The 24,343-nt window shown below is 68.6% G+C and carries 36 protein-coding genes; all 36 read left to right on the forward strand.

Features of this window, described 5'->3' with window-relative positions; translation table 11 throughout:
• Positions 1-165 precede the first annotated feature (165 nt).
• The 36 genes from rplC to alr all read left to right on the forward strand — a co-directional run bounded on the left by rplC (position 166) and on the right by alr (position 24,334).
• Entirely contained in the window at positions 166-810 is a 645-nt protein-coding gene (gene rplC, locus ACOQPQ_RS10215; RefSeq protein ID WP_420639332.1) for a 50S ribosomal protein L3, read from the forward strand.
• Positions 807-1,571: a 50S ribosomal protein L4 gene (gene rplD / locus ACOQPQ_RS10220; RefSeq protein WP_420639333.1), complete on the forward strand. Its 765-nt coding sequence runs from the start codon at positions 807-809 to the stop codon at positions 1,569-1,571. Before rplC ends, rplD begins: the two co-directional genes overlap by 4 nt.
• Positions 1,568-1,858, forward strand: a complete 291-nt coding sequence (rplW, locus tag ACOQPQ_RS10225) for a 50S ribosomal protein L23 (RefSeq protein WP_420639334.1) — start codon at positions 1,568-1,570, stop codon at positions 1,856-1,858. Before rplD ends, rplW begins: the two co-directional genes overlap by 4 nt.
• An 8-nt stretch (positions 1,859-1,866) precedes the next feature.
• Complete coding sequence (gene rplB / locus ACOQPQ_RS10230; protein ID WP_420639335.1) at positions 1,867-2,703, forward strand: 50S ribosomal protein L2; 837 nt, start codon at positions 1,867-1,869, stop codon at positions 2,701-2,703.
• Positions 2,704-2,731: 28 nt separating this feature from the next.
• Positions 2,732-3,010 carry a 30S ribosomal protein S19 gene (gene rpsS / locus ACOQPQ_RS10235; protein WP_420639336.1) on the forward strand — a complete coding sequence of 93 codons (279 nt, stop codon included), beginning with the start codon at positions 2,732-2,734 and terminating at the stop codon, positions 3,008-3,010.
• Positions 3,010-3,810, forward strand: coding sequence for a 50S ribosomal protein L22 (gene rplV / locus ACOQPQ_RS10240; RefSeq protein ID WP_420639337.1), 801 nt, complete (start codon positions 3,010-3,012; stop codon positions 3,808-3,810). The genes rpsS and rplV overlap by 1 nt, the downstream gene beginning before the upstream one ends.
• The gene (rpsC, locus tag ACOQPQ_RS10245; protein ID WP_420639338.1) at positions 3,810-4,715 is read left to right on the forward strand and encodes a 30S ribosomal protein S3; all 906 of its coding nucleotides are present in this window, start codon (positions 3,810-3,812) and stop codon (positions 4,713-4,715) included. Before rplV ends, rpsC begins: the two co-directional genes overlap by 1 nt.
• A 5-nt stretch (positions 4,716-4,720) precedes the next feature.
• Positions 4,721-5,134, forward strand: a complete 414-nt coding sequence (gene rplP / locus ACOQPQ_RS10250) for a 50S ribosomal protein L16 (RefSeq protein WP_420639339.1) — start codon at positions 4,721-4,723, stop codon at positions 5,132-5,134.
• Positions 5,135-5,139: 5 nt separating this feature from the next.
• Positions 5,140-5,379 carry a 50S ribosomal protein L29 gene (gene rpmC, locus ACOQPQ_RS10255; protein ID WP_420639340.1) on the forward strand — a complete coding sequence of 80 codons (240 nt, stop codon included), beginning with the start codon at positions 5,140-5,142 and terminating at the stop codon, positions 5,377-5,379.
• Positions 5,372-5,659, forward strand: a complete 288-nt coding sequence (rpsQ, locus tag ACOQPQ_RS10260) for a 30S ribosomal protein S17 (RefSeq protein WP_420639341.1) — start codon at positions 5,372-5,374, stop codon at positions 5,657-5,659. The genes rpmC and rpsQ overlap by 8 nt, the downstream gene beginning before the upstream one ends.
• Complete coding sequence (gene rplN, locus ACOQPQ_RS10265) at positions 5,656-6,024, forward strand: 50S ribosomal protein L14 (protein ID WP_420639342.1); 369 nt, start codon at positions 5,656-5,658, stop codon at positions 6,022-6,024. The genes rpsQ and rplN overlap by 4 nt, the downstream gene beginning before the upstream one ends.
• 5 nt (positions 6,025-6,029) lie before the next feature.
• Entirely contained in the window at positions 6,030-6,338 is a 309-nt protein-coding gene (rplX, locus tag ACOQPQ_RS10270; protein ID WP_420639343.1) for a 50S ribosomal protein L24, read from the forward strand.
• Positions 6,338-6,901 carry a 50S ribosomal protein L5 gene (rplE, locus tag ACOQPQ_RS10275; RefSeq protein WP_420639344.1) on the forward strand — a complete coding sequence of 188 codons (564 nt, stop codon included), beginning with the start codon at positions 6,338-6,340 and terminating at the stop codon, positions 6,899-6,901. The genes rplX and rplE overlap by 1 nt, the downstream gene beginning before the upstream one ends.
• A 5-nt stretch (positions 6,902-6,906) precedes the next feature.
• The gene (locus ACOQPQ_RS10280; protein WP_420639345.1) at positions 6,907-7,092 is read left to right on the forward strand and encodes a type Z 30S ribosomal protein S14; all 186 of its coding nucleotides are present in this window, start codon (positions 6,907-6,909) and stop codon (positions 7,090-7,092) included.
• Between the two features lie 12 nt (positions 7,093-7,104).
• The gene (rpsH, locus tag ACOQPQ_RS10285; protein WP_420639346.1) at positions 7,105-7,509 is read left to right on the forward strand and encodes a 30S ribosomal protein S8; all 405 of its coding nucleotides are present in this window, start codon (positions 7,105-7,107) and stop codon (positions 7,507-7,509) included.
• 10 nt (positions 7,510-7,519) lie between these two features.
• Positions 7,520-8,059 carry a 50S ribosomal protein L6 gene (gene rplF / locus ACOQPQ_RS10290; protein ID WP_420639347.1) on the forward strand — a complete coding sequence of 180 codons (540 nt, stop codon included), beginning with the start codon at positions 7,520-7,522 and terminating at the stop codon, positions 8,057-8,059.
• 91 nt (positions 8,060-8,150) lie between these two features.
• Complete coding sequence (gene rplR / locus ACOQPQ_RS10295) at positions 8,151-8,513, forward strand: 50S ribosomal protein L18 (protein ID WP_420639348.1); 363 nt, start codon at positions 8,151-8,153, stop codon at positions 8,511-8,513.
• The gene (rpsE, locus tag ACOQPQ_RS10300; protein ID WP_420639349.1) at positions 8,514-9,095 is read left to right on the forward strand and encodes a 30S ribosomal protein S5; all 582 of its coding nucleotides are present in this window, start codon (positions 8,514-8,516) and stop codon (positions 9,093-9,095) included.
• Positions 9,096-9,097: 2 nt separating this feature from the next.
• On the forward strand, positions 9,098-9,283 hold the full coding sequence (gene rpmD / locus ACOQPQ_RS10305; RefSeq protein WP_420639350.1) for a 50S ribosomal protein L30: 186 nt from the start codon (positions 9,098-9,100) through the stop codon (positions 9,281-9,283).
• Positions 9,280-9,765 (forward strand): 50S ribosomal protein L15, encoded by a 486-nt coding sequence (rplO, locus tag ACOQPQ_RS10310; RefSeq protein ID WP_420639351.1) that lies wholly within the window; start codon positions 9,280-9,282, stop codon positions 9,763-9,765. The genes rpmD and rplO overlap by 4 nt, the downstream gene beginning before the upstream one ends.
• 36 nt (positions 9,766-9,801) lie before the next feature.
• Positions 9,802-11,151: a preprotein translocase subunit SecY gene (gene secY, locus ACOQPQ_RS10315; RefSeq protein ID WP_420639352.1), complete on the forward strand. Its 1,350-nt coding sequence runs from the start codon at positions 9,802-9,804 to the stop codon at positions 11,149-11,151.
• A 64-nt stretch (positions 11,152-11,215) separates the two neighbouring features.
• The gene (locus ACOQPQ_RS10320) at positions 11,216-11,773 is read left to right on the forward strand and encodes an adenylate kinase (protein WP_420639353.1); all 558 of its coding nucleotides are present in this window, start codon (positions 11,216-11,218) and stop codon (positions 11,771-11,773) included.
• 132 nt (positions 11,774-11,905) lie between these two features.
• The gene (infA, locus tag ACOQPQ_RS10325; RefSeq protein WP_419845009.1) at positions 11,906-12,130 is read left to right on the forward strand and encodes a translation initiation factor IF-1; all 225 of its coding nucleotides are present in this window, start codon (positions 11,906-11,908) and stop codon (positions 12,128-12,130) included.
• Positions 12,131-12,164: 34 nt separating this feature from the next.
• A complete protein-coding gene (gene rpmJ, locus ACOQPQ_RS10330; RefSeq protein ID WP_420639354.1) occupies positions 12,165-12,278 on the forward strand; it encodes a 50S ribosomal protein L36 in 114 nt (37 codons plus the stop codon).
• 3 nt (positions 12,279-12,281) lie between these two features.
• A complete protein-coding gene (gene rpsM, locus ACOQPQ_RS10335) occupies positions 12,282-12,662 on the forward strand; it encodes a 30S ribosomal protein S13 (RefSeq protein ID WP_420639355.1) in 381 nt (126 codons plus the stop codon).
• A 22-nt stretch (positions 12,663-12,684) separates the two neighbouring features.
• Entirely contained in the window at positions 12,685-13,083 is a 399-nt protein-coding gene (gene rpsK / locus ACOQPQ_RS10340; RefSeq protein WP_420639356.1) for a 30S ribosomal protein S11, read from the forward strand.
• Between the two features lies 1 nt (position 13,084).
• A complete protein-coding gene (rpsD, locus tag ACOQPQ_RS10345) occupies positions 13,085-13,702 on the forward strand; it encodes a 30S ribosomal protein S4 (protein ID WP_420639357.1) in 618 nt (205 codons plus the stop codon).
• A gap of 79 nt (positions 13,703-13,781) precedes the next feature.
• Positions 13,782-14,723, forward strand: a complete 942-nt coding sequence (locus ACOQPQ_RS10350; protein ID WP_420639358.1) for a DNA-directed RNA polymerase subunit alpha — start codon at positions 13,782-13,784, stop codon at positions 14,721-14,723.
• A gap of 13 nt (positions 14,724-14,736) precedes the next feature.
• Positions 14,737-15,090: a 50S ribosomal protein L17 gene (rplQ, locus tag ACOQPQ_RS10355; RefSeq protein ID WP_420639359.1), complete on the forward strand. Its 354-nt coding sequence runs from the start codon at positions 14,737-14,739 to the stop codon at positions 15,088-15,090.
• A 36-nt stretch (positions 15,091-15,126) separates the two neighbouring features.
• Entirely contained in the window at positions 15,127-15,888 is a 762-nt protein-coding gene (gene truA, locus ACOQPQ_RS10360; RefSeq protein ID WP_420639360.1) for a tRNA pseudouridine(38-40) synthase TruA, read from the forward strand.
• A gap of 79 nt (positions 15,889-15,967) precedes the next feature.
• Positions 15,968-16,426, forward strand: coding sequence for a 50S ribosomal protein L13 (rplM, locus tag ACOQPQ_RS10365; RefSeq protein WP_420639361.1), 459 nt, complete (start codon positions 15,968-15,970; stop codon positions 16,424-16,426).
• Positions 16,426-16,818 carry a 30S ribosomal protein S9 gene (gene rpsI / locus ACOQPQ_RS10370; protein ID WP_420639362.1) on the forward strand — a complete coding sequence of 131 codons (393 nt, stop codon included), beginning with the start codon at positions 16,426-16,428 and terminating at the stop codon, positions 16,816-16,818. The genes rplM and rpsI overlap by 1 nt, the downstream gene beginning before the upstream one ends.
• On the forward strand, positions 16,819-18,126 hold the full coding sequence (glmM, locus tag ACOQPQ_RS10375; protein WP_420639363.1) for a phosphoglucosamine mutase: 1,308 nt from the start codon (positions 16,819-16,821) through the stop codon (positions 18,124-18,126).
• Between the two features lie 58 nt (positions 18,127-18,184).
• A complete protein-coding gene (locus ACOQPQ_RS10380; protein ID WP_420639364.1) occupies positions 18,185-21,685 on the forward strand; it encodes an SIS domain-containing protein in 3,501 nt (1,166 codons plus the stop codon).
• A 67-nt stretch (positions 21,686-21,752) separates the two neighbouring features.
• Positions 21,753-23,228, forward strand: a complete 1,476-nt coding sequence (locus ACOQPQ_RS10385; RefSeq protein ID WP_420639365.1) for an NAD(P)H-hydrate dehydratase — start codon at positions 21,753-21,755, stop codon at positions 23,226-23,228.
• Entirely contained in the window at positions 23,225-24,334 is a 1,110-nt protein-coding gene (alr, locus tag ACOQPQ_RS10390) for an alanine racemase (protein WP_420639366.1), read from the forward strand. Before ACOQPQ_RS10385 ends, alr begins: the two co-directional genes overlap by 4 nt.
• The last annotated feature ends 9 nt before the right edge of the window (positions 24,335-24,343 follow it).

The raw sequence follows: 24,343 nt of genomic DNA on the forward strand, positions 1-24,343 counted from the left end.
GACCTCGGTCGGCGCTGTTCGTGTCAAGCGACGTCCGTCCAGGCCCACCGGCAGCCATTGGCCTGCTCCGGGAACCAGACGGCACAACCGAAGCCCGCTCCGCCGGAACGTCCCACTTGCTGGGACAGCACCCGTGCGGAGCGTTCGCGTGAAGGCAGGTTCGCGATGGTTGCCAAGGCGATTGTCGGCGAAAAACTCGGAATGACCCAGGTGTGGGACGACGATGACCGCGTCGTGCCCGTCACCGTGCTGCGGGTGGCCCCGTGCCGCATCGTGCAGGTCAAGCGGCCCGAGACCGACGGCTATTCCGCCCTGCAGGTCACCTTCGGCACCCAGAACCCCGATCGACTGACCCAACCGGAGCGAGGCCATCTGGCCAAGGCCGGCGTGGCCGCCGGCCGCACGCTGGTGGAGTTGCGCATCGACGACGTGGGCGCCTACGAAGCCGGCCAGGAGATCGGCGTCGAGGTGTTCGACGGGGGCGAGTTGGTGGACGTGACCGGCGTCAGCAAGGGCAAGGGCTTCGCCGGGGTCATGAAGCGTCACAACTTCAGCGGCCAAAAGGCCAGCCACGGGGCCCACAAGGTCCACCGCAAGCCCGGTGCCGTGGGTCAGTGCGCCACCCCTTCGAGGATCTTCAAGGGCAAGAAGATGCCCGGACGGGCGGGTGCCGAGAAGGTCACCACCCTCAACCTGCAGGTGGTTCGGGTGGACGCCGACAACGAGCTGATCCTCGTGAAGGGTTCGGTACCCGGACGGCGGGGAGCCACGGTGTTGATCCGCAGTGCCATCAAGAACGGTGCCAAATGACCACGCCGACCACCCTCGACCCGGCCGTCGACGAGGCTCCGGTGCGCCTCCAACACACCGTGACCGTTCGCAGTGTTGCGGGCCGCAAGACCGGCACGGTGGACCTGGATCCCGAGATGTTCGGCATCGAGCCCAACGTGGCGGTTTTGCACCAGGTGGTCACCGCCCAGTTGGCCGCCCGGCGCCGGGGCACCCAGAGCACCCGCACCAAGGCCGAGGTCAAAGGGGGGGCGGGCAAGCCGTGGCGCCAGAAAGGCACCGGTCGAGCCCGGCACGGCTCCAATCGCAATCCCCAGTGGCGGGGCGGGGGGGTGGCCCTCGGCCCCAAGCCCCGGAGTTACCGCCAACGCACGCCCAAGAAGATGATCCGATTGGCCCTGCGATCGGCCCTGTCGGATCGAGCCCGCGACGAGAAGGTGGTGGTGGTGGACCGCTGGAAGTTCACCACCCCCCGCACCAAGGAGGCCATGGCCGCCCTGAAGGCCCTGAAGGTGGACGGACGGGTGCTTGTGGTGGCCGAGCGTGACCACCAGGAGGTGTGGAAGAGCTTCCGCAACCTGCCCAAGGTCCACCTGGTGAGCCCGGGCGAACTCAACGCCTACGACGTGTTGGTTTCCGACGCGGTGGTGTTCACGCTCGACACCCTGCCCACCGGCGACACCGACGACGAGGCCACGGAACCGGCCAACAGCGACACCGAAGCCGAAGGCGCCGAGGAGGTCCAAGCCGAGACCACCGCCGAGGAGGAGAACGGGCAATGAAGGATCCCCGCGACGTGGTGCTGGCCCCGGTGGTTTCCGAGAAGTCCTACGAGCTGTTGGAATCCAACGTCTACACCTTCCGCGTCCACCCGGATGCCTCCAAGCCCGAGATCAAGGACGCCGTCGAGTCGCTGTTCGACGTGACCGTGCTCAAGGTCAACACCATGAACCGCAAAGGCAAGCGGCGCCGCAACCGGCGCAGCCCCACCTACGGCCGTCGCCCCGATGTCAAGCGGGCCCTGATCACCTTGGCCGAAGGTGACGAAATCGAGTTGTTCGATGTGTAAGGCAAGCCATGGCAGTTCGTAGACGCAACCCCACCAGCCCCGGACGCCGATTCCAGACGGTGTCGGACTTCTCGGCCATCACCGAGACCAAGCCGGAGCGGTCGCTGGTCGCCCAGAAGACGAAGACCGGCGGCCGCAACAACCACGGCCGCAAGACGGCCCGCCACCGGGGTGGTGGCCACAAGCAGCGCTACCGGGTCATCGACTTCAAGCGGGCCAAGGACGGCGTGCCCGCCACGGTGGCCACCGTGGAGTACGACCCCAACCGGAATTGCCGCATCCTGCTCCTGCACTTCCATGACGGAGAGAAGCGCTACATCCTGGCCCCCGAAGGCGTAGGCGTGGGCGACGTGCTGCAAAACGGCCCCGGCGCCGAGATCAGGCCGGGCAACGCCCTGCCGCTGCGCTACATGCCGGTGGGAACCACCATTCACGCGGTGGAGCTGCAACCCGGCGGTGGGGCCCGCATGGTGCGCTCGGCTGGGGCCAGCGCCCAACTCGTGGCCAAGGAGGGCAACTTCGCCACCCTGCGGCTGCCCAGCACCGAGATGCGCCGCGTGCCCATCGACTGCCGGGCCACCGTGGGCGCGGTGGGCAACGCCGAGGCCGAGCTCATCAAGCTGGGCAAGGCCGGTCGCGCCCGATGGAAGGGCGTGCGGCCCCAAACCCGAGGCGTGGCCATGAACCCCGTGGACCACCCCCTGGGCGGCGGCGAGGGCAAGTCCTCCGGCGGGCGCCACCCCACCTCACCGTGGGGGAAGCCCGAGGGCCGCACCCGCAACAAGAAGAAGAAGTCGCAGCAAATGATCGTCCGACGGCGCCGCACCCGCGGCGGACGCCGCTAGGGAGCCGGAGCGAAAGGAGGGACCACCCATGCCCAGGAGTTTGAAGAAGGGCCCGTTCGTGGACGGACACCTGTTGCGCAAGGTGGACGCCCTCAACGACCAGAACGCCAAGCAGGTGATCCGCACGTGGTCCCGACGCTCCACCATTATCCCCGACATGGTGGGCCACACCATCGCCGTCCACGACGGGCGCAAGCACGTCCCGGTGTACATCACCGAATCCATGGTGGGCCACAAGCTGGGCGAGTTCGCCCCCACCCGCACCTTCCGGGCCCACGCCGGCCAAGAGCGGGGAGCCCGTCGCTGATGGCGGTCATCGACATGGGCAACGAGGCCCGTCCGGGGAGCCGAGCGGTGGCCAAGTACGTGCGGTCCTCGGCGTTCAAGGCCCGCGAGGTGCTCGACCTGGTGCGCGGGAAGTCCTACGCCGAGGCCCGAGAGATCCTGACCTTCTCCGAGCGGCGCATCTCCGACACCATCGCCAAGTGCCTCGACTCGGCGGTGGCCAACGCCGAGCACAACGACGACCTCGACGGCGACGAGCTGTTCGTGGCCGCCTGCTACGCCGATGAGGGCCCCACGCTGAAGCGCTGGCGGCCCCGAGCCCGGGGGCGGGCCACCCGCATCCGCAAGCGCACCTGCCACATCACCATGGTGGTGGCCCGCTACACCGACGAGGAGCTGGCCGCCATCGACGCTCGGGCCACCCTCAAGGGCACCGGTCGACGCAGCTCCCCCGCCGAGGCCCGCCGCCGTCGGGTGGCGGCCAGCCGAGAACGCGACGCCCAACGAGCCGAGGCCGAAGCCGAGGATCACGAGCACGACGACGATCTCGATGCCGACGACGACGTCGAAACCACCGAGGAGATCGCAGCCGAAGGCACGGACGACGTAGCCGACGAGGCCGACGACGGCGAGGCCGAAACCACTGACCAAACCGACGACGAGCCCGAGGCAACAGCCGAAGCTGACGAGGCCGAAGCCGACGCCGAGAGCGCCGACGAACCCGAGGCAACAGCCCAATCCGACGAGGCCGACGACGGCGAGGCCGAGACCACTGACCAAACCGACGACGCCGGCGAATCCGACGACGAGAAGGAATCCTGATGGGCCAGAAGATCAATCCCTACGGATTCCGACTCGGGGTCACCACCGACTGGAAGTCGCGCTGGTTCGCCAACCGGCGGGAGTACGGCGACTTCATCATCGAGGACTGGAAGGTGCGCGACTACCTGATGTCGGAGTTGCCCCACGCCGCCATCAGCCGCATCGAGATCGAGCGCACCCGCGACCGCCTGCGGGTCGACGTCCACACGGCCCGACCGGGCATCGTCATCGGCCGCCGGGGCAGCGAGGCCGACCGACTGCGCACCGGCTTGGCCAAGATCACCGGCAACAACCGGGTGCAGCTCAACATCCAGGAGATCAAGCAGCCCGAACTCGACGCCGCCCTCATCTCCCAGGGGGTGGCCGATCAGCTCGCCAACCGGGTCGCCTTCCGCCGGGCCATGAAGCGGGCCGTGCAGAACGCCCAGAAGGCCGGCGCCCTTGGCATCCGGGTGCAGTGCTCGGGCCGCTTGGGTGGATCGGAGATGGCCCGCACCGAGTGGTACCGGGAAGGGCGGGTCCCCCTGCACACGTTGCGGGCCGACATCGACTACGGATTCCGAGAGGCCCACACCACCTACGGACGTATCGGGGTGAAGGTGTGGATCTACAAGGGCGACATCCTTCCCTACAAGACCCAGGCCGAGGACAAGATCAGCCGGGAAGCAGCCATGGCGGTGGGCGAGGCGTCCGGGGCCCAGAAGCCTCGGGCGGCCATCGTGTCGTCGGCCGCCCCCCGTCGCCCCGGCGAGTTCGAACGTGCCGAGGAAACCGAGGAACCGGCCCCCCTCATCAAAGAAGCCGATCCCGAGTTCGAAAAGCTGCTCGAGGAGGAAGAGGACATTCTTCGTACCACCCGCGAACACCGCGAAACCCCCCACTTCCGACCCGGCGACGCGGACTGATCACCATGTTGATGCCCAAGAAGGTCAAGCACCGCAAACACCATCGAGGCCGCACCAAGGGGGTCGCCAAGGGCGGCACCACCGTGAGCTTCGGCGAGTACGGCATCAAGGCCCTCGAACCCGGGTGGATCACCGCCCGCCAGATCGAGGCCACCCGTGTCGCCATCACCCGCCACATCCGTCGGGGGGGCAAGGTGTGGATCAACATCTTCCCCGACAAGCCGGTCACCGAGAAGCCCGCCGAAACCCGCATGGGTTCGGGCAAGGGCAACCCGGAGCGCTGGGTGGCGGTCGTCCGACCGGGGCGCATCCTGTTCGAGCTGTCCTACCACGACCGTGACGTGGCCCGGACGGCCATCGAGCGGGGCATCCAGAAGCTGCCGATCAAGGCACAGTTCGTCGAACGTCAGGAGGGGTGATCGCCGTGGCCCGAAAAGCAACCTGGACCAACCTCAGTGACGCCGACCTCCTCGAACGGCTCGACGAGGCCAAGGACGAAGTGTTCAAGCTCCGCTTCCAAATCGTCACCGGCCGTCTCGACAACACCGCCCGCCTGAAGCAGGCCAAGAAGGAGGTGGCTCGGGCCATGACCGAGCTGCGTATGCGGGAGATCCGAGCGGCCGAAGCACTCGAAGCCGACCTGCAGGAGGCCACCCATGGCTGATTCCACCACCGAGGCCACCACCGCCGCCCGGGCCAACGGCCGCAAGGTGCGGGAGGGGCTGGTGACGTCGGTGTCCATGGACAAGACCGCGGTGGTGGTGTCCACCGACCGCGTCCGTCACCGTCGTTACAACAAGACCGTGCAGCGCACCACCCGGCTCTACGTCCACGACGAGTCGAATGACCTGGCCGTGGGCGACCGGGTACGCGTGCAGGAGACCCGTCCCCTGTCCAAGACCAAGCGGTGGCGACTGCTGGAGATCGTGGAGCGGGCCCGATGATTCAACAAGAGACCCGAGTCAAGGTGGCCGACAACTCCGGGGCCAAAGAGGTGCTGTGCATCCGCGTGCTGGGCTCCTCCCGCAAGCGGTACGCCACCATCGGCGACGTGTTCGTGGCCACCGTCAAGGACGCCATGCCCGGCGGCGCCGTTCGCAAGGGTGACGTGGTGCGCTGCGTGCTCGTACGGGCCAAGAAGGAGAAGCGCCGCAAGGACGGCTCCTACATCCGCTTCGACGAGAACGCCGCCGTGCTCATCAACGAGCAGCAGCAGCCCCGGGGGACCCGTATTTTCGGACCGGTGGGGCGGGAGTTGCGGGACAAGCGCTTCATGCGCATCGTTTCGCTGGCCCCGGAGGTGCTGTAGCGGCCATGAAAGTGCGCAAGGGAGATCGGGTGAGGGTGCTCACCGGCAAGGACCGGGGCAAGGAAGGCGAGGTGGTGTTCGCCTACCCCGCCGAGGGCACCGTGATCGTGGAAGGCGTCAACATCGCCAAGAAGCACCAGGGCCCCCGCCAGGGAATCATGCAGACCGGCATCATCGACAAGGAGATGCCCATCAAGGCCTCCAACGTGGCGGTGATCAGCCCGGCCGACGACCGCCCCACCCGGGTGGGCTACCGGTTCGACACCGACGGCCGCAAGATCAGGATCTGTCGCCGAACGGGAGTTGATCTGTAATGGCGACCACCACTGCGCCCCGGTTGCAAGCCCTGTACCGGGAGGAAATCCGCGACCAGCTCAAGGACCATCTCGGCCTCGACAACATCATGCAGGTTCCCCGCTTCGAGAAGATCGTGGTGAACACCGGCGTGGGCGAGGCCGTGGCCCAGGCCAAGTTGATCGACGGGGCGGTGGCCGACCTGACCACCATCTCCGGCCAACGCCCGGTGATCACCCGGGCCAAGAAGTCCATCGCCAACTTCAAGATCCGCGAGGGGAACCCCATCGGGGTGAAGGTCACCCTCCGGGGAGCCCGCATGTGGGAGTTCCTGGACCGGCTCATCAACCTGGCCATCCCCCGCATTCGGGACTTCCGGGGACTGTCGCCCCGTTCCTTCGACGGAAACGGCAACTACTCGTTCGGGGTCACCGAACAGCTCATCTTCCCCGAGGTCGACTACGACTCCATCGACACCATCCGGGGCATGGACATCACCATCGTCACCACTGCAACCACCGACGAGGAGGGCCGGGCGCTGCTCGAGGCCTTCTCGTTCCCGTTCCGAGCCGAGGGGCAGTAATCAGCATGGCCAAAAAAGCGCTTGTCCAGAAGCAACAGCGAACGCCAAAGTTCAAGGTGCGGGGCTACACCCGCTGCCGTCGCTGCGGCCGGCCCCGAGCCGTGTACCGCAAATTCGGCCTGTGCCGGGTGTGCCTGCGGGAGCTGGCCCACGCCGGCGAGATTCCCGGACTGACCAAGGCGAGCTGGTGAGGTGATGCAACTGTGACCATGACCGACCCCATCGCCGACATGCTGACTCGCATCCGCAACGCCAACACGGCCATGCGTGACGAGGTGCGGATGCCGTCCTCCAAGTTGAAGGTGGCGCTGGCCGACGTGCTCAAGCAGGAGGGCTACATCACCAACTTCGCGGTGGCCCAGGACGACGCCGGCCCGGGACAAACCCTCACCATCGACATGAAGTACTCCGACCAGCGGGAGCGGGTCATCTCCGGGATCACCCGGGTGTCCAAACCCGGCCTGCGGGTGTACTCCAAGTCGGACAAGATCCCCCGGGTGCTGGGCGGTCTGGGGGTGGCCATCGTGTCCACCAGCAAGGGTTTGATGAGCGACCGCGAGGCCCGCCGCCGCCGTATGGGCGGCGAGGTCGTGTGCGTGGTCTGGTAGGAGGCCGAGGATGTCACGAGTCGGCAAGAGCCCCATTCCCGTGCCCGACGGGGTGGACGTGACCATCAACGGCGCCCACGTGACCGTCACCGGCAGCCGGGGCACCCTGGAGCACGACCTTCCCGACACCATCTCGGCCCGGCTGGACGAGGGCTTCGTGGTGGTCGACCGGGCCGACGAGCAGCGCACCACCAAGGCGTTGCACGGCCTGAGCCGCTCGCTGCTGGCCAACATGGTCACCGGCGTCAGCCAGGGATACCGCAAGGAGCTGGAGATCGTCGGCGTGGGGTACCGGGCCATTGCCCAAGGGGCCGACAAACTAGAACTGCAGCTCGGGTTCAGCCACCCGGTTCACGTGGAGGCCCCCGACGGGGTGACCTTCGAGGTGCCCAACCAGACCAGCATCCACGTGCTGGGGATCGACAAGCAAGTGGTGGGCCAAGCCGCCGCCGACATCCGGGCCATCCGCAAGCCCGAGCCGTACCGGGGCAAGGGCATTCGTTACGCGGGCGAGCGCATCATCCGCAAGGCCGGGAAGGCCGCCAAATGAGTTTCTCGGTCCGGCCGAACCGGCAGAGCCGCCAAGTGGGTTTCTTGGTTGCGGCCCTCCCACAAGGCCCACAGGAGCACAAGACGTCGTCATGAGCAGCATCAAGCACAAGCACCAGAGCCGGGTTCGGCGCCATCGCCGGGTCCGCAAGAAGATCCACGGCACGCCCGAGCGGCCCCGCTTGTCGGTGTACCGGTCGAACCGCCACATCATCGCCCAGGTCATCGACGACACCACCGGGCACACCATCGTGGCCGCGTCCACCACCGAGCCCGAACTGCGAAGCGGTCCCACCGGCAACCAGGCCGGCGCGGCGGCCGTGGGCAAGCTGGTCGCCGAGCGGGCCAAGGAGCACAACATCACCGCGGTGGTGTTCGACCGGGGCGGATTTCGCTACCACGGCCGAGTGGCCGCCCTGGCCGGCGCGGCCCGCGAAGCCGGACTGGAGTTTTAGATGGAAGAACGCGCAACCCCAACCGGCGACGCCCAGCTACGCGACTCCCGGGTGATCAACATCAACCGGGTGGCCAAGGTGGTCAAGGGCGGTCGTCGTTTCTCGTTCACCGCGTTGGTGGTGATCGGCGACGGGGCCGGCCGGGTCGGCCTGGGCTACGGCAAGGCCAAAGAGGTGCCGTTGGCCATTCAGAAAGGCACCGAAGAAGCCCGACGCAACCTGTTCCGGGTGCCGCTGGCGTCCTCCACCATCACCCATCCGGTGATCGGGGAGATGGGCGCGGGCCGAGTCCTGCTCAAGCCGGCCGCACCGGGAACCGGGGTGATCGCCGGCGGGGCCGCTCGGGCCATCCTGGAAGAGGCCGGGATCGGTGACGTCTTGTGCAAGTCGCTGGGCTCCCCCAATCACATCAACGTGGCTCGGGCCACCATCGCCGGGCTCAAGGCCCTCAAACGTCCCGATGAGGTGGCCCGCCACCGGGGGCTGCCCGCCGACGAGTTCGTGCCCGCCGGCCTGCTGGCCGCCTACCGAGAGTCGGAGCGCATGGCCGCGGTGGCGCCCACCGACGGTGAGGACCAGTGACCATGGCCATCAGAGTCACCCAGACCCGGTCCCAGATCGGTACCCGGCCCAAGCAGCGGGGCACGCTGCGGGCCCTGGGCCTTCGGGGCATCGGCCAAACCAATGTCCTGCCCGATGCCCCGGAAATCAGGGGGATGATCGATCGGGTGTCCCACCTGATCTCGTGGGAGGAGACCGACGAATCATGAAGATCCATGAGCTGCAGCCGCCTCCGGGCTCCCGCAAGCGACCCCAGCGCAAGGCTCGGGGGATCGCGGGCAAGGGCGGCAAGACCGCCGGTCGGGGCACCAAGGGGCAGCGAGCCCGCAGCAAGATCCCCGTCGGGTTCGAGGGCGGACAGATGCCCCTGGCCCGCCGGGTGCCCAAACTGCGGGGGTTCAAGAACCCGTTCCGGGTGGAGTATCAGGCCATCAACCTGGACGTCATCGAGGCCACCGGTCTGAACGAAATCAGCCCCGACGTGTTGCACGAGCGAGGCCTCCTGCACAAGGGGGCCTTGGCCAAGGTGCTGGGCCGGGGGGAGCTGACCCGGGCCGTCACCGTCAAGGCCCACGGCTTCTCCGAATCGGCGAAGGCGGCCATCGTCGCCGCAGGGGGTAGCGTGGAGGTGTTGCCCAAGCCCTTCACCGGGCGGCCACCCGCCAAGGGCAACGCCCTCACCAACCGATAGCCGAAGTCCCCCAGGGGCGAAGGAACAGGAGACGCCGTGCTCACCAGAGTGACCAACATGTTCCGGGTGGCCGACCTGCGGAACAAGATCCTGTTCACGCTGTCGATGCTGGTGATCTTCCGCCTCGGGGTGGCCATCCCCTCCCCGGGCGTCGACCTCGACGCCGTCGACCAACTCCGCAACCAGGCCGACGCCGGCGGGGTCACCGGGCTGTTGAACTTCTTCTCCGGCGGCGCCCTGTCGCAGTTCGCCATCTTCGCCCTGGGCATCTTCCCCTACATCACCGCCTCCATCATCATGCAGGTGCTCGGCGTGGTCATTCCCCGCATCGAGCAATGGCAGAACCAGGGTGCGGTGGGTCAGCGCAAGATCACCCAGTGGACCCGGTACCTCACCATCGCCATCGCCATCATCCAGGCCACCTCGTTCTCCTTCTTGTTCCACAACGGAGGCGGCGGTCTGAGCCTCACCGGCGGCAACGCCAATCAGGCCATCGACCTGTTGCCCAACTTCACCGCCCCCCGCGTGTTCCTGGTGGTGCTCACCCTCACTGCGGGCACCGCCCTGTTGATGTGGATGGGCGAGCTCATCACCCAAAAGGGGATCGGCAACGGCATGTCGCTGATCATCTTCGCCTCGGTGGTCTCGACCATCCCCAACCAGTTCTCCCTGGTGAAGGCGTCGGAAGGCTGGGGTGCGGTGTTCGTCATCGCCCTGATGTACTTGGCCCTGCTGGTGGCCATCGTGTTCGTGGAGAACGGCCAGCGTCAGATTCCGGTGCAGTTCGCCAAGCGGGTGGTGGGTCGGCGCATGGCCGGGGGCCAGAGCACCTACATCCCCCTGAAGGTGAACCAGTCGGGCGTGATCCCCATCATCTTCGCCAGCTCGGTGCTCTATCTGCCCATTCTCTTGGCCGCAGTGTTGCCGTCGGACTCCAACCCCGACCACAACACCTGGGGGGAGAGCGTCCAGGAGTGGGTGAACACCAACCTGGGCGACCCGGCCGACACCGTGTACCTGGTGGTCTTCGCCCTGATGATCGTGGGCTTTGCCTACTTCTACACCGCCATTACCTTTGACCCGGTCAAGCAAGCCGACCAGATTCGCAAGCAGGGCGGCTTCATTCCCGGCATCCGGCCCGGTCGCCAGACCGAGCGCTACCTGGGACGCATCCTGTCGCGCATCACGCTGCCGGGCGCCTTGTTCATCGCCGCGGTGGCCGTGATTCCCGCCATCGCCCTGTCCCAGTACATTCCCACCCAGAGCACCTCGGCCTACAGCTTCAGCGGCATCTCGGTGCTGATCGCCGTGGGGGTGGCCCTGGAGACCATGAAGCAGATCGACAGCCAGCTCATGATGCGCAACTACGAGGGCTTCCTGAAGTGATCGGTGGCCCCGCCAGCCGCTCGGTCTCGACCCTGTCCCCCACCGTCCACGCAAGCACCGCCCCATGCCCCTGACCCTGGTCATCTTGGGGCGTCAGGGTTCGGGCAAGGGGACCCAGGCCGCGTTGGTGGCCGAGCACTACGGCGTCATCCACATCTCCACCGGGGACATGCTGCGGGCGGCGGTGGATGCGGGCACGGAGCTGGGACTGCGGGCCCAAGCGGTGATGGACGCCGGCGACCTCGTCGGCGACGACATCATGATCGGCATCGTCCGGGAACGGCTGGGCGCCGCCGACATTCAGGCCCACGGGGTGTTGCTCGACGGCTTTCCCCGCACCACGGCCCAAGCCGACGCCCTGGCCCACATCCTGGGAGGCAGCGGACCGGACGTGGCCGTCAATCTGGACGTGCCCATCGCCGAGGTCACCCAGCGGATGCTGACCCGGGGCCGGGCCGACGACACCGAAGAGACCATCGCCCGCCGCCTGGAACTCTACGAAGCCGAGACCGCGCCCTTGCTGGACTGGTTCGAGCAGCGGGGCCGTTTGGCCGTGGTCGACGGGCTGGGCACCGAGGACGAGGTGTTCGCCCGACTCTGCCGGATCATCGACGACATTTGAGGGGTCTTCGGGTCACCAGCCGGTTTGTTCCCAACAGAGCAGCCGGATAGCATGAGCAGTCGGCTCACTGGCTGAGCCATTGTTCGCGCGGTTCGCCGCACCAGCCCGCCAAGACGTCAGGAGAGGTCGCCCTTGGCGAAAAACAAGGAAGACGCCATCATCATGGAGGGGACGGTCACCGAGTCCCTTCCCAACGCCATGTTCCGAGTCGAGCTTGAGAACGGGCACAAGGTGCTCACCCACATCTCCGGCAAGATGCGGATGCACTACATCAGGATTCTCCCCGGAGACCGGGTCCAAGTGGAGTTGACCCCCTATGACCTCCAGCGGGGCCGGATCACCTACCGATACAAGTAGCCGACGAGCGCAACGGTTCAACGAAAGGCACGCCGTGAAAGTCCGTCCCAGCGTGAAGAAAATCTGCGACAAGTGCAAGGTCATCCGCCGCCATGGGCGGGTCCGGGTGATCTGCACCAACCCCCGCCACAAGCAGAGGCAGGGCTGAGCCATGGCCCGTATCGCCGGCGTCGACATCCCCCGGGAGAAGCGCACCGTGATCTCCCTCACCTACATCTACGGGGTCGGTCCGACCTTGGCCCGCCAAGTGTGCGCGGAGACCGGGGTCGACGAGAGCACCCGCCTTCGGGACCTCACCGACGAGGAGGTCGCCCGGCTGCGCAACTACATCGAGGGCAGCCTGCGGGTGGAGGGCGACCTGCGCCGGGAGACCAGCCAGGACGTGAAGCGCAAGATGGAGATCGGCTGCTACCAGGGCATCCGCCATCGCCGAGGCCTCCCCGTGCGGGGTCAGCGAACGCACACCAACGCCCGCACCCGCAAGGGACCGAAGAAGACGGTGGCCGGCAAGAAGAAGGTGATGAAGAAGTGAATCAGGAAAGGACCAATCGCTGATGGCCAAGCCAACGGCCGGAGGACGCCGACCCCGGCGACGGGAACGCAAGAACATCTCCTATGGGGTGGCCCACATCAAGAGTTCCTTCAACAACACCATCGTGACCATCGCCGATCAGCAGGGCAACGTCATCTCCTGGGCCTCGGCGGGCAACGTGGGCTTCAAGGGCTCTCGCAAGTCCACGCCGTTCGCCGCCCAGATGGCCGCCGAGCAGGCGGGCCGCAAGGCCATGGAGCACGGCATTCGCAAAGTGGACGTTCATGTCCGGGGGCCGGGCTCGGGTCGCGAGACCGCCATCCGCTCCCTGCAGGGGGTGGGCATCGAGATCACCGGCATCAAGGACGTGACCCCCATCCCCCACAACGGATGCCGCCCGGCCAAGCGGCGGAGGGTCTGACATGTCCCGTTACACCGGTCCCCGGTCCCGGGTGTCCCGACGCCTGGGCGTCAACGTATGGGGCACCAAGGGAGAGACCATCGCCCTGGAACGGCGCCCGTACCCCCCCGGGGATCACGGTCGCTCCCGCCGCCGGGGCAACGTGTCCGAATACCTGCTCCAACTGCAGGAAAAGCAGAAGGCCCGCTACACCTACGGGCTCAACGAGCGTCAGTTCCGCAACGTGTTCAAGGAGGCGGCCCGCCAAAAGGGGGTCACCGGCGAGAACATGCTCCGCTTCCTCGAGCTGCGCCTCGACAACGTGGTCTACCGCCTGGGTTGGGGGGCCACCCGCCCGCAGGCCCGCCAGCTCGTCTCCCACGGCCATCTGGACGTCAACGGTCGCCGGGTCAACATCCCCAGCTACCGGCTCCGCAAGGACGACGTGCTGTCGCTGCGCAGCAAGGCCCGGGACATGATCGTGATCGGCTGGAACCTGGATGTGCTCGACCGGACGCCGCCCGCCTGGCTGAGCCGCAGCGACGACGGCTTCGAGGCCACCGTGCGGGACGTGCCGCTGCGAGAGCAGATCGACGTGCCGGTGCGAGAGCAGCTCATCGTCGAGCTCTACAGCAAGTAGGGCCCGCCACCGGTGCCACCACGGCCACCGTGCCCACCAAGTTGAACACCATCATTCCAAGAATCGAGGGAACCGGATCATGCTGGTAATGCAGCGACCCACCGTCGAGTCCGCCAGTGAACTCGAGGGCAACCGCCAGAAGTTCGCCATCGGCCCGCTGGAGCCCGGCTTCGGCCACACCCTGGGCAACTCATTGCGCCGAGCGCTGTTGTCCTCTATTCCCGGCGCCGCCGTGATTCGGGTGCGGTTCGACGACGCCCTCCACGAGTTCGACACCATCGCCGGCGTGGCCGAGGACGTGACCGACGTCATCTTGAACCTCAAGGACCTCGTGCTGAAGTGCCACAGCGAAGAGCCGGTGGAGCTTCGGGTGGACCAACGGGGACCGGGCGAGGTAACCGGGGCCAGCCTGATGGTCAATCCCGACGTGGAGGTGCTCAACCCCGACCTGGTGGTGGCCCGGCTTAACGGCAAGGCCCGACTGGCCATGGACATCACCGTTGCCCAGGGACGGGGCTACGTGTCGGCCGAGGTCAACAAGGAGGACGCCGCCATCGGCATCATCCCCATCGACTCCATCTTCTCGCCGGTGCGCCGGGTGGCCTACAACGTGGAACCCACCCGGGTGGAGCAGTCCACCGAATTCGACCGCTTGGTGCTCGACATCGAGACCGACAGCTCCATCACCCCCAAAGACGCACTGGCCTCGGCGGGCGCCACCCTGCGGACCCTGGTGCAACTGGTGGAGGAGATGAGCGACGAGCCTCAAGGCCTGAGCATGGCCGAAGCGGGCAGCGCCCCGGCCGGCGCCCCCGACCTGGATCTGCCCATCGAGGATCTGGAGCTGTCGGAGCGGCCCCGCAACTGCCTGAAGCGGGCCCAGATCAACATGATCGGCGAGCTGCTGTCCCGGACCGAGGACGAGCTGTTGGCCATCACCAACTTCGGCCAAAAGTCGCTGGACGAGGTCAACGAGAAACTGGACGAACGGGGCCTGGCGCTGGCCGGACCCCGCTCGTAGAACCGAGAACACCATGCCCGGACGACCACGCAAGGGACGCCGCTTCGGCGGCAGTTCGCAGCACCAGAAGCTGATGATGGCCAACCTGGTGGCATCGCTCATCGCCGCCGAGGGCATTACCACCACCGAGGCCAAGGCCAAAGCCATGCGCCCGGTGGCCGAGAAGCTCATCACCAAGGCGAAAAAGGGTGGACAGCACAACCACCGCCAGATCATGGCCCAACTGGGTGACCCGGAAATCACCGACAAGCTCATGGTGGACATCGGCCCCCGGTACGCCAACCGGCCCGGCGGTTACACCCGCATCCTGAAGCTGGGGCCCCGGTACGGCGACAACGCCCCCATGGCCCGCATCGAGCTGGTCTGACCCTTCGGCGACGGGCATCGAGCGCCGGTTCTCGCGGTGCAGGTTCGAGCCACGGTCGCCTACGACGGGGGACCGTTCCACGGCTTTGCCGTCAACCGCGGGGTCCGCACGGTCGGTGGCGAGCTGACCGACGCCCTGACCCGCTGCCTGCGCCAACCGGTGGAGGTCACCTGTGCGGGCCGAACCGACACCGGTGTCCACGCGTGGGGACAAGTGGTCAGCTTCGCCGCCCCCGACCATGCCGACCTACCCACCGCCCGCACAGCGGTCAACCGCATGTTGGCCCCGGCCATCGCCATCCGGAGCATCGAACCGGCCCCCGCCGGGTTTGACGCCCGTTTCGACGCCATAAGCCGCACCTACCGCTACAGCGTGTTCAACCAGGACGTCCACCATCCCTTCCTGGCCGCCACGGCCTGGCACCAACCCGACCCGCTGGACATCGGTGCCATGAACGAGGGCGCCGACGCCGTCGTGGGCGAGCACGACTTCTCGTCCTTCTGTCGCCGACAGCACACCGCCGACGGCGCGGAGAAATCCCGGGTGCGCACCGTCAAGCGAGCCTCCTGGAGTTCGGGAGACGGGGCCCTCGTGCGGTTCGAGATCGAGGCCTCCTCGTTCTGCCACCAGATGGTGCGCGCCCTCACCGGAGCGCTGGTGGACATCGGCCGCGGCCGCCGCCCCCCGCACGCCATGGCCACCATGCTGGCCGCCCGCGACCGAGCCGGGGTGCCCACCTTGGCCCCGCCTCACGGGCTGTGTCTCTGGTCGGTTTCCTACGAGGGCTTTTCGTCGTGAGCGGGGCCGGGGCAGTTGTCACGCCACCAATCGAGGCCGTATCATGATCCATTCCGGGATCGCGTCTGAAGGAAAGTCGATGCCCACCTACTCCCCGAAAATCACCGACGTCGAACGCGCGTGGCACGTCGTGGACGCCGACGGCTTGGTACTCGGCCGCATGGCCACCGAGGTGGCCCGGGTGTTGCGAGGAAAGCACAAGCCCGAATTCACCCCCCATCTCGACACCGGCGACCACGTCATCATCGTGAACGCCGACAAGGTGGTGCTCACCGGCAGCAAGGGCGCCGACAAGCAGGTGTACCGCCACTCCGGCTTCCCCGGTGGTCTGCGCCAAACCAGCTACGGCCACCTGTTGGCCACCCAACCCGCCGAGGCCGTGCGGCGCACCGTGAAGGGAATGCTCCCCAAGAACCGATTGGGCCGCCAGATGATTCGCAAACTCAAGGTCTACGCCGGGCCGTTGCACCCGCACAGCGCCCAACAGCCCCAGCCCCTGGAGATCGCGGCAGCCCGGTCCCGCACGGGAGATTCGTGATGGCCGCCCCCTTGACCCAAGCGACCGGACGACGCAAGCGGGCCGTGGCCCGCATCCGTTTCCGCCACGGCACCGGACAGGTGACGGTCAACGGCCGCCAGGACGAGGATTACTTCCCGTCCCGCAGCCACCGGATGACCTACATGGAGCCGTTGCGGCTCACCAACACCCACGAGGCGTACGACATCGACGTGAACGTCCACGGCGGCGGGGCCAACGGGCAGGCCGGAGCGTTGCGACTGGGCATCGCCCGAGGCCTGGTGTCCCTGGATCCCCAGTTGCGGGACATCCTCAAGCAGGCGGGGTTCCTCACCCGAGACGACCGCAAGAAGGAATCCAAGAAGTACGGCCTGAAGAAGGCCCGCAAGGCACCTCAGTACTCCAAGCGCTAAGTGCTGCGCTTCGGAACCGACGGGGTTCGAGGCCGAGCCTACGAAGAACTCCTCCCCGACGACGTGGTCCGTCTGGCCCAGGCCATGGTCGACGTGGTGGGCATCTCCGACCCGGTGGTGATCGGGCGCGACACCCGAGCGTCCAGCCGCGACTTCGCCGACGCCCTCATCTCCGGGTTCACCACCGCAGGGGTTCCCACCCTGGACATGGGCGTGGTTCCGACCCCCGCGGTGGCCTGGGCCGCCGCCCGCGACAACCTGTGCGGCGCCGTGGTCTCGGCGTCGCACAATCCGTGGACCGACAACGGCATCAAGCTGTTCGGACCGGGGGGCCAAAAGCTGGGCGATGACGTCCAGGAATCCCTGGAGTCGGCCATGGCCGATCCGCGCCGGTCGTGGGCAGCTCACCCGGCCCCCCGTCACCGCACCACCGACGGGTCGGCCCTGGTGGGGGCCTACCGGGACGCGATCGGCGCCACCGCCCACTTCGACAGCCCCGACCTGCACGTGGTGGTGGACGCGGCCCACGGATCGGCGGTGGCCACCCTCCCCGCTCCCCTGCGGGCCCACGGGGTGAACGTCACCGTCATCAACGCCGAGCCCGACGGCCGCAACATCAACCACCGGTGTGGCTCCACCCACCCCGACACCGTGGCCCGGGCGGTGGAGCAACGGGGAGCAGATCTGGGCCTCACCTTCGACGGTGACGCCGACCGAGTGCTGGCCGTGGACCACACCGGTGAGGTGGTGGACGGCGACCAGATCATCGCCATCTGCGCGCTCGACCGCCACCAACACCAACGGCTGCCCGAGGACACGGTGGTGGTCACGGTCATGACCAACCTCGGCTTTCACCGGGCCATGGAACAGCGGGGCATCAACGTGGTCACCACCCCGGTGGGCGACCGGCACGTGTCGGCCGCCCTCCAACAGGGCCGATGGGCGCTGGGGGGAGAGCAGTCGGGTCACATCATCTTCCCGGAACTGGCCCACACCGGCGACGGGATGATCACCGCCCTGCAACTCCTGGAGGTGATGGCCCGCCGGTGCGCCCCCTTGCGGGATCTGGCCGCCGAGTCCATGACCAGGATGCCCCAAGTGCTCCGCAACGTGGCCGTGAAACCCGAGGGCATCGACGACGACCGCCTGTCGGCCGCCGTGACCACCGCTCAGCAGAACCTGGGCGACCACGGGCGAATCCTGGTGCGCCCTTCGGGCACCGAACCGGTCATTCGGATCATGGTCGAGGCCGAAACCGCCGAAGCCGCCGAAGTGGCGGCCACCCACGTGGTCGCCGCCTTGGCCTGAGTGCAACCGGCTGTCGGCGGCACGCCATCGCCCAGAAGGGCCACTAGCCTGGGGCCGGATGTGCGGCATCGTGGCGGTGGTCCGCCGCCGGTCCCAGCGAGTTCCCCCGACCTCAGCCGAGGTCTTCGCCCTGTTGAATCCGGTGGTCGACGCCCTGCGCAACCTCCACCCCGGCGTTGACCTGGCCCGCCGATTCCACACGTCCGCCGACCAACTGGAGCAGGTGGATCGCCTGCTGGAGGGAATGCCCGGACTGCACGCCTTGCTGGCCGACAAGTCGCTCCGGGCCACCGTCAGAGCCGGGCTCAGCGAAATCGAGCAGTTGGTGGCCACCCGGGAGGCCGATCTCGACCACCACACGGGCGACCGGGCGACCGAGGCCATCAACGCCGCCCTCATCCGCATCAAGGACGCCCTGTGGGCCATCGGCCACGACCGGCTGAGCGCTGCCGACGCCGTGTCCGAACTGGCCGGCCCCGCTGCCGGCGATGCCGCCCTGGCCGTGTTCAGCTCGGTCCACGTCGCCCTTTCGGCCCTGGACCGCTTGGAGGTGCGGGGCCGGGACTCGGCCGGCCTCCATGTGCTGATCCGCGACCACGGGTTTCATCCCGCGGCGAAAGCCGTGACCGCGGCGATGGCCCAGCGGGCGGCCGATCCGCTCTATCGGTCGGGGTCGGTGCGGTGGGCCGACAACGCCGTGAGCTTCGTCTACAAGACAGCAGCCGAAATCGGCGAACTGGGGGACAACACCACCGCCCTGCGGGCGGCCATCGCCGCCGACGAGCTGTTGGCCGCCGCCGCCGACGGCGAGCACGCCTCCGCCGTGGTGATGGGCCACACCCGGTGGGCCAGCGTGGGCCTCATCAACGAGGCCAACGCTCATCCGCTCAACTCGGAGCTGGCCGACGATGCCTCCCGGCCCTACGCCATCAGCGCCCTGAACGGCGACGTGGACAACCACACCGATCTGGTGGCCCGTCACGGGCTCAGGTTGGCGCCGGGCATCACCACCGACGCCAAGGTCATTCCCACCCTCTGGTCGGCCCGCCTGGCCCCCGACGCCGGGCCGGCGGCCGCGATCGAGGCCTTCCGCCACACGGTGGCCGATCTCAGCGGTTCGGTGGCCGTGGCCGGACAGACCGCCGCCCACCCCGATCAACTCCTCCTGGCCGTTCGGGGCAGCGGCCAGGCCCTGTACGTGGGTGGGGGCGAGGACGCCTACATCGTGGCCAGCGAGCCCTACGGCCTGGTGGAGCAGGCCCGCCGCTACCTGCGCATGGACGGCGAGACCCTCATGAACGAGGCCGAGACGGGCGACGCCGCCGACCCCGGCAGCGACAAAGAGGTCCGGGGCCAAGTGGTGGTGCTCACCTCCGAACACGCGGGCGACCTGAGTGCCGTCCGGCGGTTGGCCTACGACGGCACCCCCCAACCGGTGACCGACGCCGACATCGTGACCGCGGAGATCACCACCCGCGACATCGACCGTCGGGGCTTTCCCCACTACCTGTTGAAGGAGATCACCGAGTCGCCCGAGTCCTTCCGCAAGACCCTGCGAGGCCGCCTGGCCGGCCCCGAGGACGCTACGACCACCCCGACACCGGAGGTACACCTGGGCCCCGAGACCCTCCCGGACCGCCTCCGGACGCAACTGGCGGCGGGCCGCCTGTCCGAGGTGATCGTGATCGGCCAGGGAACCGCGGCGGTGGCCGCCCGGAGCCTGGCCCATTTCTTGCGCCATGAGCTGCCCGACCGCCACGTCAACGCGGCGCAGGCCACCGAGCTGTCGGGGTTCGGGTTGGAAACCGACATGAGCAGCACCCTGGTGATCGCCATCAGCCAGTCGGGCACCACCACCGACACCAACCGCACGGTGGATCTGGTGCGGCGCCGGGGCGCGGCAGTCATCGCCATCGTCAACCGGCGCAACAGTGACCTGTGCGACAAGGCCGACGGCGTCCTCTACACCTCCGACGGTCGGGACGTGGAGATGAGCGTGGCCTCCACCAAGGCGTTCTATGCCCAGGTGGCCGCCGGGGTGCTGTTGGCCGTGGCCATCGGTGACGCCGCCCGTGACGGAAGGCCCCTCGACTCCCGCCGTCGACAACGGCGCCACCAACTCCTCAACTCGCTGCGCGATCTGCCCGCGGCCATGACCGACGTGCTCACCTTGCAGGACCGCATCGGCGACATCGTCCGCCGCCACGCCCTGGGCCGCCCCCATTGGGCGGTGGTGGGCAACGGACTCAACCAGGTGGCCGCCGAAGAGGTGCGCATCAAGCTCTCGGAGCTGTGCTACAAGTCCATCGCCTGCGACGCCACCGAGGACAAAAAACACATCGACCTGTCGTCGGAACCCATGATCCTGGTGTGTGCCGCCGGGCTGGCGGACTCTACCGCCGACGACGTGGCCAAGGAAGTGGCCATCTTCCGAGCCCACAAGGCCGCACCCATCGTGATCACCACCGACCGGGAGGCCCGTTTCGACGCCGCTTCCGAGGTGATCGCCACGCCGTCCGTCGAGTCCCCCGAGCTGGCCTTCGTGCTGGCCACCATGGTGGGGCACCTGTTCGGTTACGAGTCGGCCCTGGCCATCGACGAGTTGGCCCAGCCGCTCCGGGAAACCCGGTCGGCCATCGAGTCGGAGTTGGCCGACGGTCCCCCCCACTTCGACAGCCAGGAGCTGCTGGCCGCCCTGCGCCCGCAGTTCGCCCCGGCCGCCCAGCGCTTCTTCCAGGACCTGCGCCAGGGCCGCTACGACGGCTGTCTCGGCGCGGGCACCGCCGCCGAGCTGGCCTCGACGTACCGTTACGCCCTGGGCATCGCCCCACTGGACGCCTACCAACTGGAACGAGGCCGGGTGGGAACCCCGGCGGTGGTCCTGGAGGATCTGACCGCCATGCTCACCGTGGCCGTGGGTGAACTCACCCGACCGGTGGACGCCATCCGCCACCAGGCCAAGACGGTCACCGTGGGCATTTCCCGGGCCGAGGAATCCCTGCTGGAGGTCCCCCTGGTGCGGGCCGCGCTCGACGCCGGCGCCCCCCGCCACCAACTCAGCTACCAAACGCTGCGCACGCTGACCGCCCTGGATCCGGCGGTGGCCACCGTCACCGGTTACATCCGGTACACCATCAGCGGCGACCCGGAGGCACCCAGCACCACCATCCACGCCACCGACCGGGGCGGGATCACCGTGGGGTTGCCCTCTCGCACCGACCGGGATCCCGGGTTGCGGGGCAGCAAGCACCTGGTGGCCGTGGAACGTCAGGTGCGCGCCGTGCGGGGCCGCTCCGACGGGCGCACGATCGTGCTCATTCCCGAGGTCAAGGACCGTCAAACCACCGGCCTGACCCTGCTGCACGTGCAATTCCGCTCCCGCCTGCAAACGGAGGCGGCCCGTGCGGTCCTGGAGGGCTACCGAAACCGGTTCGCCGCCCTGCGCGACGAGGTGACCGAGACCGAACCCGATTTCCGCTTGGACCGGCTGGGCGACATCCCCATGGAAGACCTGCTGTTGGAGCCCGTGTCCGAGTTGGCCGACCGGTGGCGGCCGTGAGCACCGGGGCCGGTCTCGGCCCCCGCAGCAACGCCCCGCCCCGGGCACCGGTCACCGGTGGCACGCCATGATTCCCATCGTCACCCCCACGGAGATGGCGGCCATCGACGCCGCCGCCCCGGAACCGGTGGAGGAGCTGATTGAGCGGGCCGGTGGGGCCCTGGCCGCCGCCGCGCTGGCCATGCTGGGGGGAGGCTACGGGCGCCGGGTGACGGTGCTGGCCGGGCCGGGAAACAACGGGGCCGACGGCCGGGCCGCCGCCCGACGGCTGCAACGTCGCGGGGTACGGACGGCGGTGATCAGCACCGCCGACGACCCGACCGCCCTGCCCCCCGCCCACCTGGCAATCGACGCCGCCTACGGCACCGGCTTGCGCCGCCCCCACGGGCCACCCCCTCCGCCGGCGTCGCTGGACGACCCTCACGTGGCCGCCCCGATTCTGGCCGCCGACATTCCCTCCGGGGTGGACGGTTTGACCGGCGGGATCCACGGCCATTGCTGGACCGCGGATGGAACGGTCACCTTCGGGGCCCTGAAGCCCGGCCTGCTGCTGCACCCCGGCGCCCAGCACTGCGGCCCGGTGACGGTGGCCCCCATCGGACTGGACACCACTGGAGCCCGCGCCCATCTGGTGACCGCCGAAGACGTCGGCGCCTGGTTGCCCGTACGGCGGCCCGACACCCACAAATGGCGGTCCGCCTGCTGGATCGTGGCCGGTTCACCGGGTATGACCGGGGCCGCCCACTTGGCCGCCGCCGCCGCCCTGCGGGGGGGCTCGGGCTACGTGCGTTTGAGCACCCCGGGCCTTGACCACGATCCCGCCGCCCCCGTGGAGGCCGTGGGTTTCGCCCTGGGCCACGAGCCCTGGGCCCGCGACGTCGGGCTCGACCACTGGTCCCGGTTCCGGGCCATGCTGGTCGGACCGGGGTTGGGACGGGAGGCCACCACCACCCAAATGATCCGCGACCTGGTGGCGCACGCCCCTCTCCCCCTGGTCATCGACGGCGACGGGCTGGCCGCGCTGGGCGGCGACGCCGCCGAACGGCTGGCGCCCCGGACCGCTCCCACCGTCCTCACCCCCCATGACGGGGAGTTCCACCGCCTCACGGGCACCCGCCCCGACCCCGACCGCTTTTCCTCGGCTCGCTCGCTGGCGGCGGCCACCCGGTCGGTCGTGCTGCTGAAGGGCCCCACCACCGTGGTGGCCCATCCCGACGGCCCCGCCCTGGTCGTCACCAACGGCGACGCCCGACTGGCCACCGCGGGCACCGGCGACGTGCTGGCCGGTCTGTTGTGCGGGCTGCTCAGCGCGGGGGTGGAACCCTTCACCGCGGCGGCCGCCGCCGCGTGGCTCCACGGTCGGGCGGCGGCCGCCACCCCGCCGGTGGGCGTGACCGCCTCCGATCTGCCCCCGCGAATCCCCACCGCCTGGGAGGCCGCCCTGGCTGCTCAGCCGGCTTCCCCCACCCGCCGAGCGGCCCAGGGCACCACTGCCGGGGACCCCGGCCACGCAACCGCCACCACAACGGAGGCCTCAGCGTGAGGCCGACCTGGGCCGACATCAGCCTGCCCGCCATCGCCCACAACGTGGGCCTGTTGGCCGAGTTGGTGCAGCCGGCCGAGCTGTGTGCGGTGGTGAAGGCCGATGCCTACGGCCACGGGATCGTCCCGGTGGCCCGCACGGCCGCGCAAGCGGGGGCCACCATGTTGGCCGTGGCCCTGGTGGACGAGGGTCGCCGACTCCGGGAGGCGGACATCGACATCCCTGTTCTGCTGCTGTCGGAGCCTCGCCCCAACGAGTTCGCCGCCGTGGTGGAGCACCGGCTCACGCCCACCGTGTATCAGGGGGAGGGCCTGGCCGCCGCCGCGGCGGCCGCCGCCACCGCCGGGGAGCGTCTCCCGGTCCACCTCAAGGTGGACACCGGCATGGCCCGGGTCGGGGCTCCTCCGGCCCAAGTCCTGATGCTGGCCGACGCCATCGCCGAGCGGGGCACGTTGGATTTGGCCGGCGTCTGGACCCATTGCGCGGTGGCCGACGAGCCCGACAACTCCTTCACCGCCTACCAGATCGAGCAGTACAACCACCTGCTGTCCCGTCTGCGGCTCGCGGGCCACCACGGCTTCAGCCGCCACCTGGCCAACTCGGCGGTGGCCATGGCCCATCCCGCCGGTCGGTTCGACATGGTGCGGTGCGGCATCGCCATCTACGGCATCCCGCCGTCGCCGGCCATGGCCGCCCACCTGCCCCTGCAGCCGGCCATGACCGTGCGCACCGAAGTGGCCATGGTGAAGACCATTGCCGCGGGCACCCCGGTGTCGTACGGGCACCACTATCGGGCCCCGGCCGACACCCAACTGGCCACCATCCCCATCGGCTACGCCGACGGCTGGTCCCGACGGTTGGGGGTGTGCGGCGGTGAGGTGCTGATCGGGGGCCGGCGCCGAGCCATCGCGGGCATGGTGACCATGGACCAAACCATGGTGGACTGCGGGGTCGATCACCCCGTCGCACCCGGAGACGAGGTGGTGCTTTTGGGCCGACAGGGCGACGAGGAGATCACCGCCACCGAGATCGCCGAGCGGCTGGACACGGTGGCCTACGAGATCGTCTGCCAACTGGGCCGTCGCGTCCCCCACCGGTTTTCCTGATGAGGTTGG

The organism is Candidatus Poriferisocius sp., from assembly GCF_965219775.1.
GTDB lineage: Bacteria > Actinomycetota > Acidimicrobiia > Acidimicrobiales > Bin134 > Poriferisocius.